This is a genomic window from Tenacibaculum sp. M1.3A, from assembly GCF_057732375.1.
On sequence record NZ_JBYJEF010000001.1, the window covers coordinates 485,088 to 502,829 of the forward strand.

18 protein-coding genes are annotated in these 17,742 nt (G+C 30.1%); 1 reads left to right on the forward strand and 17 read right to left on the reverse strand.

Going from position 1 to position 17,742, the window contains the following annotated elements:
- Positions 1-52 precede the first annotated feature (52 nt).
- From AC28QF_RS02210 to AC28QF_RS02270, 13 genes are all read right to left on the reverse strand, one after another.
- The gene (locus AC28QF_RS02210) at positions 53-1,204 is read right to left on the reverse strand and encodes a class I SAM-dependent methyltransferase (RefSeq protein WP_488199985.1); all 1,152 of its coding nucleotides are present in this window, start codon (positions 1,202-1,204) and stop codon (positions 53-55) included.
- 131 nt (positions 1,205-1,335) lie between these two features.
- Complete coding sequence (locus AC28QF_RS02215) at positions 1,336-2,736, reverse strand: fasciclin domain-containing protein (RefSeq protein WP_488199984.1); 1,401 nt, start codon at positions 2,734-2,736, stop codon at positions 1,336-1,338.
- A gap of 291 nt (positions 2,737-3,027) precedes the next feature.
- Positions 3,028-3,612 (reverse strand): bifunctional phosphoribosyl-AMP cyclohydrolase/phosphoribosyl-ATP diphosphatase HisIE, encoded by a 585-nt coding sequence (gene hisIE, locus AC28QF_RS02220; RefSeq protein ID WP_488199983.1) that lies wholly within the window; start codon positions 3,610-3,612, stop codon positions 3,028-3,030.
- Entirely contained in the window at positions 3,609-4,361 is a 753-nt protein-coding gene (gene hisF / locus AC28QF_RS02225; RefSeq protein WP_488199982.1) for an imidazole glycerol phosphate synthase subunit HisF, read from the reverse strand. The genes hisIE and hisF overlap by 4 nt, the downstream gene beginning before the upstream one ends.
- Positions 4,362-4,441: 80 nt before the next feature.
- Positions 4,442-5,161, reverse strand: a complete 720-nt coding sequence (hisA, locus tag AC28QF_RS02230; protein ID WP_218772329.1) for a 1-(5-phosphoribosyl)-5-[(5-phosphoribosylamino)methylideneamino]imidazole-4-carboxamide isomerase — start codon at positions 5,159-5,161, stop codon at positions 4,442-4,444.
- A 10-nt stretch (positions 5,162-5,171) separates the two neighbouring features.
- Positions 5,172-5,753: an imidazole glycerol phosphate synthase subunit HisH gene (gene hisH, locus AC28QF_RS02235; protein WP_488199981.1), complete on the reverse strand. Its 582-nt coding sequence runs from the start codon at positions 5,751-5,753 to the stop codon at positions 5,172-5,174.
- A gap of 153 nt (positions 5,754-5,906) precedes the next feature.
- Positions 5,907-7,040 carry a bifunctional histidinol-phosphatase/imidazoleglycerol-phosphate dehydratase HisB gene (gene hisB / locus AC28QF_RS02240; RefSeq protein WP_488199980.1) on the reverse strand — a complete coding sequence of 378 codons (1,134 nt, stop codon included), beginning with the start codon at positions 7,038-7,040 and terminating at the stop codon, positions 5,907-5,909.
- 68 nt (positions 7,041-7,108) lie between these two features.
- Positions 7,109-8,137, reverse strand: coding sequence for a histidinol-phosphate transaminase (gene hisC / locus AC28QF_RS02245; protein WP_488199979.1), 1,029 nt, complete (start codon positions 8,135-8,137; stop codon positions 7,109-7,111).
- On the reverse strand, positions 8,130-9,416 hold the full coding sequence (gene hisD / locus AC28QF_RS02250) for a histidinol dehydrogenase (RefSeq protein WP_488199978.1): 1,287 nt from the start codon (positions 9,414-9,416) through the stop codon (positions 8,130-8,132). Before hisD ends, hisC begins: the two co-directional genes overlap by 8 nt.
- 12 nt (positions 9,417-9,428) lie before the next feature.
- A complete protein-coding gene (gene hisG / locus AC28QF_RS02255; protein WP_488199977.1) occupies positions 9,429-10,286 on the reverse strand; it encodes an ATP phosphoribosyltransferase in 858 nt (285 codons plus the stop codon).
- A 299-nt stretch (positions 10,287-10,585) separates the two neighbouring features.
- Positions 10,586-12,358, reverse strand: a complete 1,773-nt coding sequence (gene typA / locus AC28QF_RS02260; RefSeq protein WP_488199976.1) for a translational GTPase TypA — start codon at positions 12,356-12,358, stop codon at positions 10,586-10,588.
- Positions 12,359-12,425: 67 nt separating this feature from the next.
- Positions 12,426-12,728, reverse strand: coding sequence for an LETM1 domain-containing protein (locus AC28QF_RS02265; protein WP_488199975.1), 303 nt, complete (start codon positions 12,726-12,728; stop codon positions 12,426-12,428).
- Positions 12,728-13,891, reverse strand: a complete 1,164-nt coding sequence (locus tag AC28QF_RS02270) for a proline dehydrogenase family protein (RefSeq protein ID WP_488199974.1) — start codon at positions 13,889-13,891, stop codon at positions 12,728-12,730. Before AC28QF_RS02270 ends, AC28QF_RS02265 begins: the two co-directional genes overlap by 1 nt.
- Positions 13,892-13,995: 104 nt before the next feature.
- Between AC28QF_RS02270 and aroB the strand changes: the two genes are divergently transcribed.
- Entirely contained in the window at positions 13,996-15,054 is a 1,059-nt protein-coding gene (gene aroB, locus AC28QF_RS02275) for a 3-dehydroquinate synthase (RefSeq protein ID WP_488199973.1), read from the forward strand.
- A gap of 39 nt (positions 15,055-15,093) precedes the next feature.
- Here aroB and AC28QF_RS02280 read toward each other — a convergent pair whose 3' ends face one another.
- From AC28QF_RS02280 to AC28QF_RS02295, 4 genes are all read right to left on the reverse strand, one after another.
- The gene (locus AC28QF_RS02280; protein WP_488199972.1) at positions 15,094-15,963 is read right to left on the reverse strand and encodes a mechanosensitive ion channel family protein; all 870 of its coding nucleotides are present in this window, start codon (positions 15,961-15,963) and stop codon (positions 15,094-15,096) included.
- Between the two features lie 58 nt (positions 15,964-16,021).
- Positions 16,022-16,525: a Dps family protein gene (locus AC28QF_RS02285; RefSeq protein ID WP_488199971.1), complete on the reverse strand. Its 504-nt coding sequence runs from the start codon at positions 16,523-16,525 to the stop codon at positions 16,022-16,024.
- 246 nt (positions 16,526-16,771) lie between these two features.
- Positions 16,772-17,320: a hypothetical protein gene (locus AC28QF_RS02290; RefSeq protein WP_488199970.1), complete on the reverse strand. Its 549-nt coding sequence runs from the start codon at positions 17,318-17,320 to the stop codon at positions 16,772-16,774.
- A 244-nt stretch (positions 17,321-17,564) separates the two neighbouring features.
- Complete coding sequence (locus tag AC28QF_RS02295) at positions 17,565-17,726, reverse strand: DUF1328 domain-containing protein (RefSeq protein ID WP_483706423.1); 162 nt, start codon at positions 17,724-17,726, stop codon at positions 17,565-17,567.
- Positions 17,727-17,742 lie beyond the last annotated feature (16 nt).

Consider the following 17,742-nt stretch of genomic DNA (forward strand, 5'->3'; position numbering starts at 1 on the left):
ATTTTATAAATATCAAATCGTCTTTTTGAATTTATTTCAGGATCAAATACTCTTATGTAAGTGTTTCTAAATAATGACTTTCTATAGCATATGCTTCTTTTAAGCTAGATATTTTATCATCTATTTTAGAAATATCATTCTTTTTAGATGATTTACTTGCTACCAACATTACATTTTTACGCGTATGTTCGTTACTTATAAATTCAAATACTTTCGTATTATAATTACTTTTTTCTAAAATAAGCGCACGAATAGTATCAGTAACCATTTCGAATTGGCGTTCTTTAAATATTCCGTATTTTAAAAGCGGACTCTCCTGCTCTTTTCCTTTTACTTGCTGGCGGATTTGTTTATGACAACATGGTGCACAAATAATTAATTCAGCTTTAGCTGATAATCCTTTGTAAATGGCATCGTCTGTTGCGGTATCACAAGCATGTAAAGCAATTAAAATATCAATTTTATTATTGTCATATTCCTGAATTGGCTGTGCTACAAACGATAATTTTTTAAACTCAGATTTTTCGGCAACATCGTTACAATAATCTACTAATTCTTTACGTAACTCAATACCTGTAACTGTAGCGCTGTATTTTTTTTGATTTACCAAATAATCATACAAAGCAAATGTTAAATAACCTTTACCAGACCCCATATCAACAATATTAATATGTTTTGGTAATTTGGTAGACTTTAATAAACCTTCAATAATCTCTAAATATTTATTAATTTGACGGTATTTATCGGCCATTTTATGAATAACCTTTCCTTCTTTATCTGTAATACCTAAATGCTGTAAATAACTACCTGCTTCTGCTAAACGCTCTTTTGGTTTATCATGAGTTACCGGTAATTTATTTTTAAAACTTGCCGCATTTTCACGATAAGAAACCTTTTTCTTTTTTGATATAAAAACCAATAAATCTTTAGATAATGTAAATAAAGTTGCCGCTCTAAAATTATCCATCAGTAAGATTTCTAATTCAGATAATGCTTCGGTAATCGTATAATTTTTAACCTTATCATTTGTTGTATAATGATACGTAAATTGCATCATTTCTGCTCCTTTAATAGTTACTAAACGAACATATACGTTTGGCAATCCATCACTTTTCTTTATAGGTTTACTTAAAGTTAGTTTTACAAATTTAGATTCTAAAACACTTTCGTTTAACGTATCTCTTAATTGTTGGAATTCATTCATACTGCAAAAATAGTTAATAAGCTTTGTTATATCGTAAAACGATATAAAACTTTTTATTCAACAAAAAAACGGTAATAAACATTACTGTTTATTACCGTTTATAAATTTAACGACTAACTTAAATTTTTTATTTATGGTAAAAGAACATTATTAACTGCATGAATTACTCCATTTGTTCCTTGTACATCTGTTACCGAAATAACTACTGATTGACCGCTTGATGTTTCTAATTTAGCTCCATCTGTTAAATCTACAGTTACCATTCCTCCTGATAACATTGTAATTTCCTGATTATCCATCAACTGAACAGCTTGTACATTTGCTCCGTTCACAACGTGGTATTTTAAAACCGCATCTAGAGTTGCAATTGGTACGTCTCCTAAACTATTCCAATCGTCATTGCTATCTAATAATGCTTGAAAAGCATCGTTAGTTGGTGCAAATACTGTAAAAGGTCCGTCTCCGTTTAATACAGCAACGAAATCAGTTGTATGTCTATCATCTGTTAAGGCAGCAACTAAACTTGTAAAACCTGAATTATTTAAAGCTAAAGTTACAATGTTTGCTGGTAACATTACTTTATCAATAACATGAACTACACCATTACTCCCTTGAACATCTACAATTACTGGCTTAGAATCTCCATTAAATTCTACCGCTCCAGTTGTCTCAATTTGTAATGATAAACTCTCATCATTAGGTCCTGTTGCTAATGTATTTACATAAGTATCTGAAAGACCTGCTGATTGTACATTTGCTCCATTTAAAACGTGGAATCTTAATACTGAATCTAAAGTTTCAATTGGTACATCTCCTAAACCATTCCAATCATCATTACTATCTAATAAAGCTTGAAAAGCTGCGTTGGTTGGTGCGAAAACAGTGAATGGTCCGTCACTATTTAATACTGAAACAAAATCTGTAGTATGTCTTGTATCTGTTAAAGCAGCTACTAAACTTGTAAGCCCGCTATTGTTTAACGCTAAAGTTACAATAGTAGGTGGTAACATTACTTTATCTATAATATGTACAACACCATTACTTGCTTCAACATCTACTGTTATAGGTTTAGAATCTCCATTAAACTCTACACCTCCAGTAGTTTCAACCTGTAATGATAAATTTTCATCGTTTGGTCCTGTTGCTAAAGTTTTAACATAAGTATCTGAAAGATCTGATGATGTTACTTTAGATGTTAAAACATGAAACTTTAATACTGTTACTAAAGTTTCAGTAGGAATGTCGTTTAAAGTACTCCAATCGTCGTTTGAATCTAATAACGCAGCAAAAGCATCGTTATTTGGTGCAAATACAGTGTAAGGTCCATTCATTTTTAAAGCATCTACTAAATCGGCTTTTACAACCGCATCAACTAATATACTTAATGATGGTGTAGCTGAAGCAATTTCTACAATGTCTTTAGGACTGTCGATAACTACTACAGGATCATCGTCATCACTACAAGATGTTAATAATGATAAACTTAGTAATAAACCAAGTGCCGCAATACTTTTAAATTTTTTAATAACCATTTTTAATAATTTTTTAATTAATAATTAGTGTTTGTTATTTGATAATTTTTATTGAAATAAAATTATTTTGTTTATTTTATTTTACAGATTAATAAACAAATTAAAATTAGATATAAAAATATCAATTAATACCTATAGTAATTAGTGATACACAAATATATAAACGTTTAACTAAACGCCTAATAAATTAAACGTTATTTTTATGTTAAAAAAAAATACCTCCTAGAATTAACTAAAAGGTATTGGTAAAATATATTATGATGAAAAATGTTTTAAAAGAAAGAAATTTAATTAATTTCTTTCTTTTAAAACAGCTTCTATTTCTGATAAGGTAAATCCTTTTGCCTTTAAAAGTATTACTATATGATAAAATAAATCGGCTGCTTCATTTTTAAATAAATCGGCATCATTGTCTTTTGCTTCAATAACCAATTCTACAGCTTCCTCTCCTACTTTCTGTGCTACTTTATTAATTCCGCGTTTATATAGTTTGTTTGTATATGACGTTGGATGATTAGTATCTATTCGCTCGCTAACAATTCGTTCTAATTCATATAAAAAACCTTTTGGAGTTTCTTCCGCAAAACAAGATATAGTTCCTTTATGACAAGTTGGACCTGCTGGCATTACTTTTATTAAAATAGTATCGTTATCACAATCTATCTTAATATCTTTTACCTCTAAAAAGTTACCAGACTCCTCACCTTTTGTCCATAACCTATTTTTACTTCTACTAAAAAAAGTTACTTTATTATCTTTCTTTGTTTTTAAGAAAGCTTCTTCGTTCATATACCCTAACATTAATACTTGTAAAGTGGTATCATTTTGAATTATTACAGGAACTAACCCGTCTCCTTTTGTAAAATCTATATTCATCGTACTGGTATATTTTGTTCTTTTAAATATTCTTTAAGCTTTGGCACTGGTATTTCAGCAAAATGAAAAATACTGGCTGCTAAACCTGCACTCGCTTCTGTTTTTGTAAATACATCTTTAAAGTGTATTTCTTTACCAGCTCCGCCTGATGCTATCACAGGTATATTTATCGCTTTACTAACATCATTTGTTATATCTAGTGCAAAACCTGCTTTTGTTCCGTCGTTATTCATTGATGTTAATAAAATTTCACCTGCACCTAATTTTTCAACTTCCTTAGCCCAAGCAACCGTTTCTAAATCAGTTTCATGAGTTCCTCCTTTTGTAAATACTTTCCAATTATTAGCTACATTTTTAGTATCAATAGCAACTACTACAAACTGACTTCCAAAACGTTTTTTTAAATCGGTTATTAACTGCGGATTTTTAACTGCCGATGAATTGATGCTTACTTTATCTGCACCTGCTTTTATTAAAACCAAAGCATCATCCACTGTACTTATTCCACCACCAACTGTAAAAGGTATATTTATTTCTTGCGCTATTTTCTCTACTAACTCAACTAACGTTTTTCTGTTTTCGAGCGTTGCAGTAATATCTAAAAACACCAACTCATCAGCACCATCTTTTACATATTGCTTAGCCAATTCAATCGGATCACCAGCGTCTTTAATATCAATAAAATTAACACCTTTTACTGTGCGTCCGTTTTTGATATCTAAACAAGGTATTATTCTTTTTTTTAACATATTTAATAGTTATCATCATTTTTAAAATACAAAAGAAACCTTTAAAAGATTAATTCGTCATTCTTCCCTACAATGATGTATTATTTTATTATAAAATTTTCTAATTGCTTTAACGAAATTCTATTTTCGTAAATCGCTTTACCTAAAATTGCACCTTCACAACCTATTTCTTTCAATCGTATTAAATCATCAATATTAGCAACACCACCACTTGCTATTAAGTTAACGCCACTTTTACTTAATATTTCTTGATATAACTCAACAGATGCTCCTTGTAACATTCCGTCTTTAGCGACATCCGTACAAATAGTATTTTTAATTCCTAATTTCTCATATTTTATGATAAAATCAATCACCTCTACTTCTGATGTTTCTAACCATCCGTGTGTAGCAATTTTTCTATTGATACAATCGGCACCTAAAATAATTTTATCGCTACCATATTCTGTTAACCATCCTGTAAAAATATCAGGGTTTTTAACAGCAATACTTCCTCCTGTTATCTGACTTGCGCCGTTATCGAAAGCAATTCGTAAATCTTCATCTGATTTTAATCCACCACCGAAATCGATTTTTAAATTTGTTTTAGCCGCTATTTCTTGTAACACTTTGTAATTTACAATATGTTGCGATTTAGCACCATCTAAATCTACTAAATGTAAATATTCGATTCCACTATCCTCAAATTCTTTCGCTACTTCAACAGGATTTTCGTTATATATTTTTTTGGTTGCATAATCGCCTTTTGTTAAGCGTACACATTTTCCGTCAATAATATCTATGGCAGGTATAATTCTCATTTTCTTAATTTTATAATTCTAAAAAGTTTTTTAATAATTTTTCACCGATGCTTGCTGATTTTTCTGGATGAAATTGCATGGCATAAAAATTATCTTTTTGCATAATCGAACTAAATGGTTTTATATAATCACAAGTTGCAATAGTATTTTCACAAACTTCAGCATAATAACCGTGTACATAATATACATCTTCATTAATAGCTAGATTCTCTACTATTTTTGATGGTTTTATTTCTGAAAAGTTATTCCATCCCATGTGTGGTACTTTCATTAAAGGAGGAAATTGTTTTGTTACCGTATCAAAAATACCTAAACATGTTGTGTTACCTTCTTCTGATGATCTGCACATTAATTGTAAACCTAAACAAATACCCAATACTGGCTGGGTAAGAGATACTAAAAGCTCGTCTAATTTACGCTCTTTTAAATAAGCCATTGCCGAACTTGCTTCACCAACACCCGGAAATATTACTTTATCAGCTTGTTGTATTTCTGTTGGATTATCAGTTATTATACTTTCATAACCTAATCGGTTAAGTGTATTTTGAACCGATCGTATATTACCAGCATTGTATTTTATAATTGCAATCATATATTAATTTTTAATTATGAGGCTTCAATTATGATTTGTAGTTATTGTAATAATAACAATTTCTCGATACAAAATTAATTTCCGCTTCGCTACAACTAATTTCACTCGAAATGACAAAAAATCATAATAGAACTACATAAAACTTATAATTCTCTAGAGCGTTCCTTTGGTTGATGGTAAAATCATTTTACTCGTATCTCTCTTCACTGCTACTTTTATTGCTTTTGCAAAAGCTTTAAAAATTGCCTCTATTTTGTGATGCTCGTTTGTTCCTTCTGCTTTAATGTTTAAGTTACACTTTGCTCCATCGGTAAATGATTTAAAAAAGTGGAAAAACATTTCTGTTGGCATTTTACCTACCATTTCTCTTTTAAAATCTGCTTCCCAAACTAACCAATTTCTACCTCCAAAATCAATAGCTACTTGCGCTAAACAATCATCCATTGGCAAACAAAATCCGTAACGCTCTATTCCTAATTTATTTCCTAATGCTTTATTAAAAACTTCTCCTAACGCAATAGCAGTATCTTCAATAGTATGGTGCTCATCAACTTCTAAATCTCCTTTAACCTGAATATCTAAATCCATTTGCCCATGACGCGCAATTTGATCTAACATGTGGTCGAAAAAATCGATTCCAGTACTAATATTACTTTTTCCTGTTCCGTCTAGGTTTAATTGAATATCAATTTTGGTTTCGTTCGTGTTTCTAACAATACCGTCTGTTCTTTCTTCTAATTTTAAAAACTCATAAATAGCATTCCAATCACTACTTTCTAAAGCAATAAATTCATCTAAATCACTTCTTTTTACCGTAATTTCATCGGTTCCTAAAAAAGTTTCATCATTGATGTAAATTCCTTTTGATCCTAAGTTTTTTGCCAATTCAATATCCGTTAAACGATCTCCGATTACAAATGAGTTTGCTAAATCATATTCTTCAGAAAAAAACTTGGTTAATAAACCTGTATTTGGCTTTCTTGTTGGCTGATTATCTTTTGCAAAAGTGATATCAATAATTTCTTCAGAAAATACAATTCCTTCTTCTTTTAAGGTTCTCATTACAAAATTATGTACTGGCCAAAAACTATTTTCAGGATATACTTCGGTTCCCAAACCATCTTGATTGGTTACTAAAACCAACTCAAAATCTAACTCATTTGCTATTTTACTTAACCCTTGAAATACCTTCGGATAAAATTCTAATTTCTCAAACGAATCTGTTTGTTCATCTGCAGGTTCTTTAATTAAAGTTCCGTCTCTATCTATAAATAATACTTTTTTCATGTGTTTTCTTTTTATTAAAATCAATATTCTACACTAAAACCTCTCGACTACGCAAGAGGTAACAATAATTATACGATTGATTTTAATGCTGTAATTAGTTGTGTGTTTTCTTCTTTGCTACCAACGGTAATTCGTAAACAATTGTTTACTAAACTATTTCTGTTACGTGTAATTATTTTTTTAGTAACCAATCTATTATAAACTGCATTTGCATCGGTTACTTCTATTAAAATAAAATTAGCTTCAGTTGGGTATATTTTTTTAATCAGTTTTATATTCTCAAACTCATTCAATAAGCGATTTTTTTCGTTAATGATTGTGTTTTTATTCTTTTCGAATAAAGGAATATTATCTAATGAAGCAATAATTGCTTCTTGATTTAAAGTACTTACATTATAAGGTGGCTTTACTTTGTTATATAAATCTATAATGTTATAATTTGCATAGGCAACTCCTACTCTTGCTCCTGCCAATCCCCATGCTTTACTAAAAGTTTGACTTACAATTAAATTCGGATAATTAGCCAATTGTGTTGCATACGAATCTCTTGTACTAAAATCGATATAAGCTTCATCGATAATTACCATTCCGTTAAAATTATCGAGAATATATTGAATCGTTTCATCTTCAAAACAATTCCCTGTTGGATTGTTTGGCGAACAAATAAATATAATTTTTACATCCTCCATATCTAAATATGGCTGTAGCTGGTTTAAGCTTATTTGAAAATCATTTACTAAAGGTTGCTTAATTAACTCAACATCATTAATACTTGCCGATACATCGTACATACCATAAGTAGGCGAAAAAGTTAGCGCTTTATCTTTACCTGGTTCACAGAAAATTCTGAAAGCTAAATCAATTACTTCATCACTTCCATTTGCTATAAAAATCTGATTATCCTCAACGTTTTTTATAGTTGATAAACGTTCTTTAATTTTTGTTTGCTTCGGATCTGGATACCTATTTAAAGTTCCAAACGGATTTTCGTTAGCATCTAAATACACTTCAGCTGTTCCTTTAAACTCATCTCTTGCTGATGAATATGCTTTTAACTTTTGAATGTTCTTGCGAACTATTTTTTCTAAACTAAACATTTTTAATATCTTTTAATCTTAATGTAACAGCATTTTTATGAGCCTGTAACCCTTCTGCGGCTGCCATTATTTCAATCGTTTTCCCAATATTTTGTATCCCTTCTTTAGATATTTTTTGAAACGTAATACTTTTTGTAAAACTATCTAAATTAACACCTGAATAAGCTTTTGCAAATCCGTTTGTTGGTAAGGTATGATTCGTTCCTGAAGCATAATCACCAGCACTTTCTGGAGTATAGTTTCCTATAAATACCGAACCTGCATTGGCTATTTTATCTATAAAAAAGTCATCATTTTTAGTTACTATAATTAAATGTTCTGGAGCATAATCATTTACAAAATTAATAGCTTCATACTCATCTTTAATTAAAACAACTTTTGTGTTTTTTAATGCTTTTTCAGTAATCTCTTTTCTTGATAAATTAAGAAGTTGTGCATCTATTTCTTTTGATACTTCGGCTATTAAATCTAATGAATCTGAGACTAAAACAACCTGGCTATCTGCTCCGTGTTCTGCCTGACTTAATAAATCGGATGCTACAAATGCAGCATTAGCCGAGTCGTCAGCCATAACTAATAATTCACTTGGCCCAGCTGGCATGTCAATTGCAATTCCGTATTGCGTTGCCAATTGTTTTGCTACCGTTACATATTGGTTTCCTGGTCCAAAAACTTTAGATACTTTTGGTATCGTTTCTGTACCAAATGTAAAACTAGCAATAGCTTGTATACCACCAATTTTATATATTTTAGTTACACCACAAAGTGCTGCTGTATATAAAATCGCAGGGTTAATTTCTCCTTTTTTATCCGGAGGAGAACATAAAATAATTTCTTTACAACCTGCAATATTTGCTGGTGTTGCTAGCATTAAAACAGTAGAAAATAAGGGAGCAGTTCCGCCAGGAATGTACAAGCCTACTTTTTCAATAGGTCTTTTTTCTTGCCAACATTGTACTCCTTTTGTTGTTTCTATTGTTATTCTTTCGGTTTTTTGAGCAGCATGAAAAACTTCAATATTTGCTTTTGCTTGTTGAATAGCATTTTTTAATTCTTTAGAAACTAAGTTTTCGGCATTTTTAATCTCTTCTAAACTAACTTCTAAAGTATCTAAATTTACACCGTCAAAAAGGGCTGTATACTTTTTTACTGCAATATCACCTAACTCTTTAACTTCTTTGAAAATATCATCTACAGTTTGTGCTATATCTTCAACAGATTTTGTGGGTCTTTCTAATAACGATTCCCAATTATCTTTATTTAATTCTACTGCTCTCATCTACCTTAATTTTTAAACAACCATTTTCTCTATAGGACAAACTAAAATACCTTCTGCTCCATTAAGTTTTAGCTCATCTATAATATCCCAAAACTCATCTTTATCTAATACTGAATGCACAGAGCTCCATCCTTCTTCTGCTAATGGTAAAACTGTTGGACTTCTCATTCCTGGTAAGATATCGATAATTTTTTCTAATTTATCATTGGGTGCATTTAACAAGACATATTTAGAACGCTTTCCTTTTAAAACAGCTTGAATTCTGAATTGTAATTTATTTAAAATAGCTTTTCGTTCTTCAGAAATTAATGGTGAATTAGCCAAAACTGCTTCTGAAGTTAATAATACTTCAATTTCTTTTAAGCCATTTTTAAATAAAGTAGATCCGCTTGAAACGATATCACAAATTCCGTCTGCCAAACCTATATTTGGTGCAATCTCTACAGAACCATTAATGATGTGTAATTGAGCATTTATTTGATTTTTAGCTAAATATTTTTTAACTGTTTCTGGATATGAAGTTGCGATTCTTTTTCCGTTTAAATCTTTTAAAGAGTTTGCACTAGATTCTTTAGGGACTGCGATAGAAACCTTGCATTTAGAAAAACCTAAACGCGCTACAAATTCTAAATCATTTCCTTTTTCTATCAATACATTTTCACCAATAATTGCAATATCAACAACGCCGTCTCTTAAATACTGAGGAATATCTCCGTTACGTAAATAAAAAACTTCTAACGGAAAGTTACTAGCAGATGCTTTTAATTGGTCTTTACCATTATCTATAGAAATACCACAATCTTTTAAAAGTTGTAATGAATCTTGATTTAATCTTCCTGATTTTTGAATGGCTATTCTTAATTTACTCATGTTGTTTTTGTTAATTTATTTGAGTAAATCTTAGTTTGGAGATAATTTCCTTTTTGGAAATAAAAAACCCGTTTGATTTACTCAAACGGGTTTAAAATATATGTTGATTTTATTCAATACATCTTTAGTTCGCCTGAGTGCAAATATGATGATGTTGATGATGTAATTGAATAAAGTTCATTGTTCTTTTTTTGATGCTGCAAATATTTCACTTTATTTTAAAATACACAAGCTTTTTGTATAAAAATAAAAAACCACCTAAAATAGGTGGTTTTTTTATCATTGAATTTAAAGCCAAATTATGCTTTAAAATTAATTTTACGCATACGTAAGCTTAATGGAGTAACTTCTAAATACTCATCTGCTTTAATATATTCCATGTTTTCTTCTAAAGAGAAATCAATTTTCGGAGCAATTTTCATAGCGTCATCTGTACCAGATTTACGCATGTTTGTTAATTGCTTTCCTTTAATTAAGTTCACAGCCATGTCATCAGATTTACTGTTTTCTCCAATTACTTGACCAATATAAATCTCTTGGTTTACATCGATAAAAAACTTACCCCTATCTTGTAAACGGTTTAATGCATATGCAGTAGCTTTACCAGTTGCTGCAGAAACGATAGCTCCTTTTACTTCTTCTGTAAAGTCTCCTTTATAAGGACCATATTCACTAAATCTGTGGTTAATAATTGCTTGACCAGCTGTTGCTGTTAAGATTTTGTTTCTTAAACCAATTAATCCACGAGAAGGAATCGTAAACTCTAAGTGCTGTAAATCTCCTTTAGGCTCCATAATCATTAAATCTCCTTTACGTAAAGAAACTAAGTTTACAGCTTTAGAAGCAACATCTTCTGGTACATCGATAGACAATGTTTCCATTGGCTCATGTTTCTTACCATCTACCATTTTAATAATTACTTGTGGTCTTCCCACTTGTAATTCATATCCTTCACGACGCATTGTTTCAATCAATACTGATAAGTGTAATACTCCACGACCAAATACGTTAAACTTGTCTTCAGAATCTGTAGTTTCAACTTTTAAAGCTAAATTCTTTTCTAATTCTTTAAACAGACGATCACGAATGTGACGAGATGTTACAAATTTACCTTCTTTACCAAAGAAAGGAGAATTGTTAATTGTAAACAACATACTCATTGTAGGTTGGTCAATTTCTGTTCTTGGTAGTGCTTCTGGGTTTTCTAAATCAGCAATCGTATCACCAATTTCAAATCCGTCAATACCTGTAATAGCACAAATATCTCCACAAGGAACTTTATCTACTTGAACTTTACCCATTCCTTCGAATACGTGTAGTTCTTTAATTCTTACTTTTTTAGTTGTACCGTCAGCTTTACATAACATGTAATCTTTACCAGCTTCTAAATCTCCTCTAAAAACACGTCCAATAGCAATTCTTCCTGTAAAAGAAGAAAAATCTAAAGAAGTAATTTGCATTTGTGGAGTTCCTTCATTGTATTTAGTTTCTGGAATAGATTCTAATACAGCATCTAATAAAGGTACGATATTATCAGTTTCGTTTCTCCAGTCAGTACTCATCCAGTTGTTCTTTGCAGAACCATAAATGGTAGTAAAATCTAACTGCTCTTCAGTAGCTTCTAAAGCAAACATTAAATCAAAAACTTTTTCGTGAACGATGTCAGGAGTACAGTTTTCTTTATCTACTTTGTTAACAACTACGATAGGTGTTAATCCTAATTCTAAAGCTTTACCTAATACAAAACGAGTTTGTGGCATTGGCCCTTCAAATGCATCAACTAATAATAAAACACCATCAGCCATTTTTAATACACGTTCTACTTCACCTCCGAAATCGGCGTGACCAGGTGTATCAATTACATTGATTTTTGTGTTTTTATAGTTTACTGATACGTTTTTAGAAAGAATTGTAATTCCTCTTTCACGCTCTAAGTCGTTATTATCTAACAATAAATCAGTACGTTCTTTACGATCGTCTAAAACTTTTGCTTGATCTATAATTTTATCTACCAAGGTAGTCTTACCGTGATCAACGTGTGCTATAATAGCGATGTTTCTAATTGGTTGCATTCTTGCTCGTTTTTTAAAAGTGCAAAAGTAGTGTATTAAAAATGAATACTATATAAATGTAGCCGAATTATTTTTTTTCGGTCATCTCTTCATCATTTCCTCTAAAAGCACTTGGTAGAATATCTGGAATTAATTTTATCAATAAAGGTAACAGTAATGCTCCTCCAGGGAGCATAAATACTGTAAAAGCCGGTATTGCTTTACAAATATCTATCGTTTGTTCTTTTACTTTCGCTTTTTCTTCGGATGTTAAGGGTGTAGCAATCGATTTTTTAATCAAAAAAACCAATTCTTTGCTTTCTTGAAGTTCTTGCGCTAATCGTTTTTTATTTATTTGAATAGCTTCTTTAATTTCATCGACCGTACTCATTACTCTTTACGACGTTTTCTTTCTGTTTTTAATAAGTTAAGCTCTCTTGATGTTTGCCCTGCTACTGAGGTGTTTTCTTCTGCTCTACGAATTAAGTATGGCATAACATCTCGTACAGGACCAAAAGGAACATATTTTGCTACATTATACCCTTCTGCGGCTAAATTAAAACTTATATGGTCGCTCATACCATATAATTGACCAAACCACATACGGGCATCGTTTGCTGCTATATTATACTCTTTAGATAGATCCATCAACAAATAAGAGCTCTCTTCATTATGAGTTCCTGCAAAAATGGCCATATTTTTATGCTCCATCATAAAACGAACTGCCTCATTATAATTAATGTCTGTAGCTTGTTTGTCTTGGCAAATTGGTGAATCGTATCCTTTTTCTTCTGCTCTTACTCTTTCCTTCTCCATATAAGCACCACGAACTACTTTCATACCAATGTGGTAACCTTTTTGATGCGCTTTTTGATATAGATTACGTAAATAATCCAACCGATCATGACGGTACATTTGTAAAGTGTTAAAAACAATTGCTTTGTCTTTATTGTAAGTCTCCATTAATTCCTCTATTAAATCGTCTGCAGCATCTTGCATCCAACTTTCTTCAGCATCTATTAATAAAGGAACATCTTTCTTTACCGCAGCTTTACATACGGTATGAAAACGAGCAACAACTCTTTTCCATTCTATTTTTTCTTCAGCTGTATGCGCTTCTTTTTCTGTTAATTTTTGATACAAAGCAAAACGCCCAAAACCAGTTGGCTTAAAAACTGCATATGGTATCGATTGCTTTTCTTCTGCAAAATCTATCGTTTTCAATGTCATTCTTAATGCATCATCAAACTGATCTTCATCTTCTTTTCCTTCAACAGAGTAATCTAAAATACTATGTACATTTGCATTTTCAAACATTTTTTCTATATTGGGTAAACAATCTTCTTCTGTTACTCCTCCGCAAAAATGATCAAAGACTGTAGAACGAATTAAGCCCTCAACAGGTAAGTGTGCTTTTAGGGCAAAATTGGTAACTGCAGTACCAATACGAACCATTGGTTGGTTTTGTATCATCTTAAATAAAAAATAGGCTCTTTCTAACTCTGAGTCAGATTTTAATTTAAAAGCAGTTTCTGTATTATTAAAAAGTCTCATTACTTGAAGTCTTATAGTATTTTATTTGTAAAGACAAATATAAATTACCTGTATGATATATTTTAAATTTTTCTATTTATTTTCGCTGTAAATTAAAGATTAAAATGACTTCTATTAAAGCTGCAACATACCCTATTCATTTTAATGAAAAAGCGTATATCGAATTAACCAATTTAATTCGCTCTAACAATTACACTTCTATTTTTATATTGGTTGATGATAACACGTTTGCCCATTGTTATCCTCGTTTTATACCTTTACTAGAAACCGATAAAACTATTGAAGTAATTCAGATTGATGCTGGCGAAGTTCATAAAAATATTGAAACCTGTGTTGGTGTTTGGAATGTAATGACCGAACTAGGTGCAGACAGAAAAAGCTTGTTAATTACTTTAGGTGGTGGTGTTATTACAGATTTAGGTGGTTTTGTGGCTTCTACTTTTAAAAGAGGAATTGATTTCGTTAACATCCCAACTACATTATTAAGCATGGTTGATGCTTCTGTAGGTGGAAAAACGGGTGTAGATTTAGGTGTTTTAAAAAATCAGATAGGTTTATTTGCTAATCCTAAAATGGTTGTATTAGATCCTGAATATTTACACACACTTTCTGCTCGTGAAATTAGATCGGGAACTGCCGAAATTATTAAATACGGAATGACACACGATATTCGTTTGTTTAATGAAATTAAAGATAATACCGAATTAAACATTGTAGATTTAATACATCGATCTATTGAAATTAAAAACGAAGTTGTTTTAGAAGATCCTACAGAGCAAAACGTACGTAAGGTTTTAAATTGGGGACATACCATTGGCCACGGAATAGAATCTTACTTTTTAGACACTCCTAACAAAGAAAACTTAACACATGGTGAAGCCATAGCTATTGGGATGGTTTGTGAAACATATATTTCTTCTAAAATGTTAGATTTTCCTTCGGATAAACTTAAAGAGGTTAAAAATACAATTATTGCTATTTATGGTAAAGTTGAAGTTAAAGAAAAAGACTTCTTTTCTATTACAGAATTAATGAAACATGACAAGAAAAATGTTGGAGGAAAAATTAACTTTGTACTCTTAAAAGATTATGGTGATTTTCAAATAAATTGTAAAGTCTCCAATAAATTAATAATCGAAAGTTTAGAATACTATAATTCATAATAAAACAAAACAGCGCAACTTAAGTTGCGCTGTTTTGTTTTATTTAGTTATTGTTATTGGTATACTATCCTGAGATCCGTAGAGTTTAATTTCTGTAATATCAGCAGGCATATTTAAACCGTTTTTAGTAATTACTCTTTTAACATTTTTAATAACATCACTTTTAACTTCCGATGCACCACGTTTATACTCTTTAGTTTTGGTCCAAAAAATAATTTTTAAATTAACTGTACTTACACCTAAACTATCTAAAGTAACAAAGCACTGATGCTCATCAGTATCAATTACACCTGCGGTATTTATAACCGAATCTATAATTACTTTTTTTGCTAAATCAACATCATCTTCATAATCTATACCTACAGTAAAATCTAATCGATAAAAGCCATCTTCGGTGTAGTTATAAACTGCTTTTTTAATAATATCACTATTCGGAATATAAACATCTCTACCATCAAAAGTTTTAAGTTTTGTAAACCTAAATTCCATCATTTTTACTTTACCGAATATATCACCAATCATTACCGTATCATTTACATCAAACGGTCGGTTAAAAGATAAAATTACTCCCGATATAAAGTTTTCACCAATATCTTTAAAGGCAAAACCAATTATAACAGCACCCGCACCTGCAGCTGTTAATAAACCTGTTGCAACACCACCTAAACCTGCAGCCTTTAAAGCTAACATAATAGTTAAAATTACCAACCCTGCTTTAACAGTTTTTGCTAAAAAATTAGTCATTAAAGGGTCATTAGTTCTAACTGATATTGTTTTTCTAAAAATTTTAGAAATTGTATTTGCTATTAAAAAACCTATTGTTATAATAAGTATTCCTATAAAAATATTGGGAACTTGTTGTATAAATTCATTCCAATATATTTGAATAGCGTTTTTTAATTTTATCATAATTTAATTTCGTTATTAGTATGTTTTTTAATAGTTTATCTTATTATTGATAAATGTTTTATGATAAAACAATATCTTCTTTTAACTGTTCTACAGTACTCTTAGTCCATGCATTTAACATCCAACTGGTTTTTTCTAAAGAAGCAATATAACCACCCATTAAATCAATCGTACCTTCATCTCCTGCTGTTTCTGCTTTTTTTATAATGCGAGACATTTGTTCTAACAGAACCTTATGATCATCTAATAAGATATAAACCATATCTGTATCGGTTTGAAACGGACTTTCTTCTGATATTGCTGCAATTTTTAAATACCTACTATATCTACTAATCGGATGGTATTGTAATGTTAAAATGCGTTCAGCAATTTCATCTATCTTAACTCTTGCATCACCATACATTTCTTCAAATTTATTATGAAGCTCAAAAAAGTTTTTACCTACTATATTCCAATGAAAATTTCTTAATTTTTGGTAGTAAATATGATAATCTGCTAATAATTGATTTAATTCTTTTGCTACTGGTAAAACATTTTCATTCTGCATATTTAAATAACTCATATTGTTTTATTTTTAGTTTTAATAATTTAATTCTCCTACAAAAATAAATAGTAATGGCAACACTACTTTGCTCATTTAATATCTATCCTTGCTCATTTCATTTTACCTAAGTTATAAGCATAAAAAAAGGATGAGTAAAACTCATCCTTTTAGAGATTTTCGTATTGGTATTTCAATACGGGGAGACCTCATTGATTTTAATAAAAACTCACTTTTAAATAAAAAAGGAGGTTCTATTATTTTATTTTACATTTTAAAAGTCTCAAAAACTGCATATTCTAATTTATTTGACTTTTTATTTTTGTATTCAATTATAAAATCGCCGTGTTTATTAAAATATCCTACTCCGTTAAAATCATTCCCTTCAACAATATAAAAATTATTATTTATTGATTTTAATGCTTTTGCTGATGTAATGTCTTTATCATCTAATTTATAAGTAATTAATAAATCATTTTGATTGATTAAAAAATCATATTTTATATCTTTATACTTGAAGTATATTATTTTTGTTTTTGTATCATAAAACGGATCTTTATCATTATCAACCATTATTGTTTTAGACACTGTAATAGGGCTATCTACAATTTTTTGATTCAATTTGTTTTTCTGATTCGGATCGAACTTTGTTTTCTGCGATTTCTCAGTAATAACCTTTACCTTAGTATCGTATTTAACACCGTCTTTATCTACTTTTTGTGATTTTTCTACTTTTGTTGTTTTTACAACTTCTGTTTGTGAGTTTACTGTCGTAATTACTCCTACTAATAGTAACCCTATGAATAAATTTTTCATTTTTAATATATTTTAAATTATAAGTGCTTTTTGCTAAGTGCACACTTTTTATCACTTTTTTTCTTTTTTAAATAGCAATTTGTAATTATTCTCTTTTCATACTACAAAGATATTGGTAGTAATCAGTTTTACTTTGCTCGTTTAAAGTCATTCTTTGCTCATTTCATAAAATAATCGTAAAAAAAAGGCAAAAAAAAATAAACATGATTCTCATGTTTATTTTTATATTTTACAACTTATATTCTTATAATTTTTTTCTTCCTGTGATAAGAGAAATAACAAAAAGAATAATAAAAATAAAGAAAGCAATTTTAGCAAAGCCTGCTGCTGTTCCTGCAATTCCACTAAATCCTAAAAATCCTGCAATTAATGCTATAATAATAAATGTGATTGTCCAACGTAACATATTTTTTGTTTTTATA

Bases quoted from the DNA above. Each gene is read 5' to 3' on its own strand.
- hisF (WP_488199982.1), bottom strand. From the start codon at position 4,361: ATGTTAAAAAAAAGAATAATACCTTGTTTAGATATCAAAAACGGACGC.
- AC28QF_RS02280 (WP_488199972.1), bottom strand. From the start codon at position 15,963: ATGATAAAATTAAAAAACGCTATTCAAATATATTGGAATGAATTTATA.
- hisB (WP_488199980.1), bottom strand. From the start codon at position 7,040: ATGAAAAAAGTATTATTTATAGATAGAGACGGAACTTTAATTAAAGAA.
- hisG (WP_488199977.1), bottom strand. From the start codon at position 10,286: ATGAGTAAATTAAGAATAGCCATTCAAAAATCAGGAAGATTAAATCAA.
- hisC (WP_488199979.1), bottom strand. From the start codon at position 8,137: ATGTTTAGTTTAGAAAAAATAGTTCGCAAGAACATTCAAAAGTTAAAA.
- AC28QF_RS02290 (WP_488199970.1), bottom strand. From the start codon at position 17,320: ATGAAAAATTTATTCATAGGGTTACTATTAGTAGGAGTAATTACGACA.
- hisH (WP_488199981.1), bottom strand. From the start codon at position 5,753: ATGATTGCAATTATAAAATACAATGCTGGTAATATACGATCGGTTCAA.
- aroB (WP_488199973.1), top strand. From the start codon at position 13,996: ATGACTTCTATTAAAGCTGCAACATACCCTATTCATTTTAATGAAAAA.
- AC28QF_RS02270 (WP_488199974.1), bottom strand. From the start codon at position 13,891: ATGAGACTTTTTAATAATACAGAAACTGCTTTTAAATTAAAATCTGAC.
- hisD (WP_488199978.1), bottom strand. From the start codon at position 9,416: ATGAGAGCAGTAGAATTAAATAAAGATAATTGGGAATCGTTATTAGAA.
- hisIE (WP_488199983.1), bottom strand. From the start codon at position 3,612: ATGAATATAGATTTTACAAAAGGAGACGGGTTAGTTCCTGTAATAATT.
- AC28QF_RS02210 (WP_488199985.1), bottom strand. From the start codon at position 1,204: ATGAATGAATTCCAACAATTAAGAGATACGTTAAACGAAAGTGTTTTA.
- AC28QF_RS02215 (WP_488199984.1), bottom strand. From the start codon at position 2,736: ATGGTTATTAAAAAATTTAAAAGTATTGCGGCACTTGGTTTATTACTA.
- AC28QF_RS02295 (WP_483706423.1), bottom strand. From the start codon at position 17,726: ATGTTACGTTGGACAATCACATTTATTATTATAGCATTAATTGCAGGA.
- hisA (WP_218772329.1), bottom strand. From the start codon at position 5,161: ATGAGAATTATACCTGCCATAGATATTATTGACGGAAAATGTGTACGC.
- typA (WP_488199976.1), bottom strand. From the start codon at position 12,358: ATGCAACCAATTAGAAACATCGCTATTATAGCACACGTTGATCACGGT.
- AC28QF_RS02265 (WP_488199975.1), bottom strand. From the start codon at position 12,728: ATGAGTACGGTCGATGAAATTAAAGAAGCTATTCAAATAAATAAAAAA.
- AC28QF_RS02285 (WP_488199971.1), bottom strand. From the start codon at position 16,525: ATGAGTTATTTAAATATGCAGAATGAAAATGTTTTACCAGTAGCAAAA.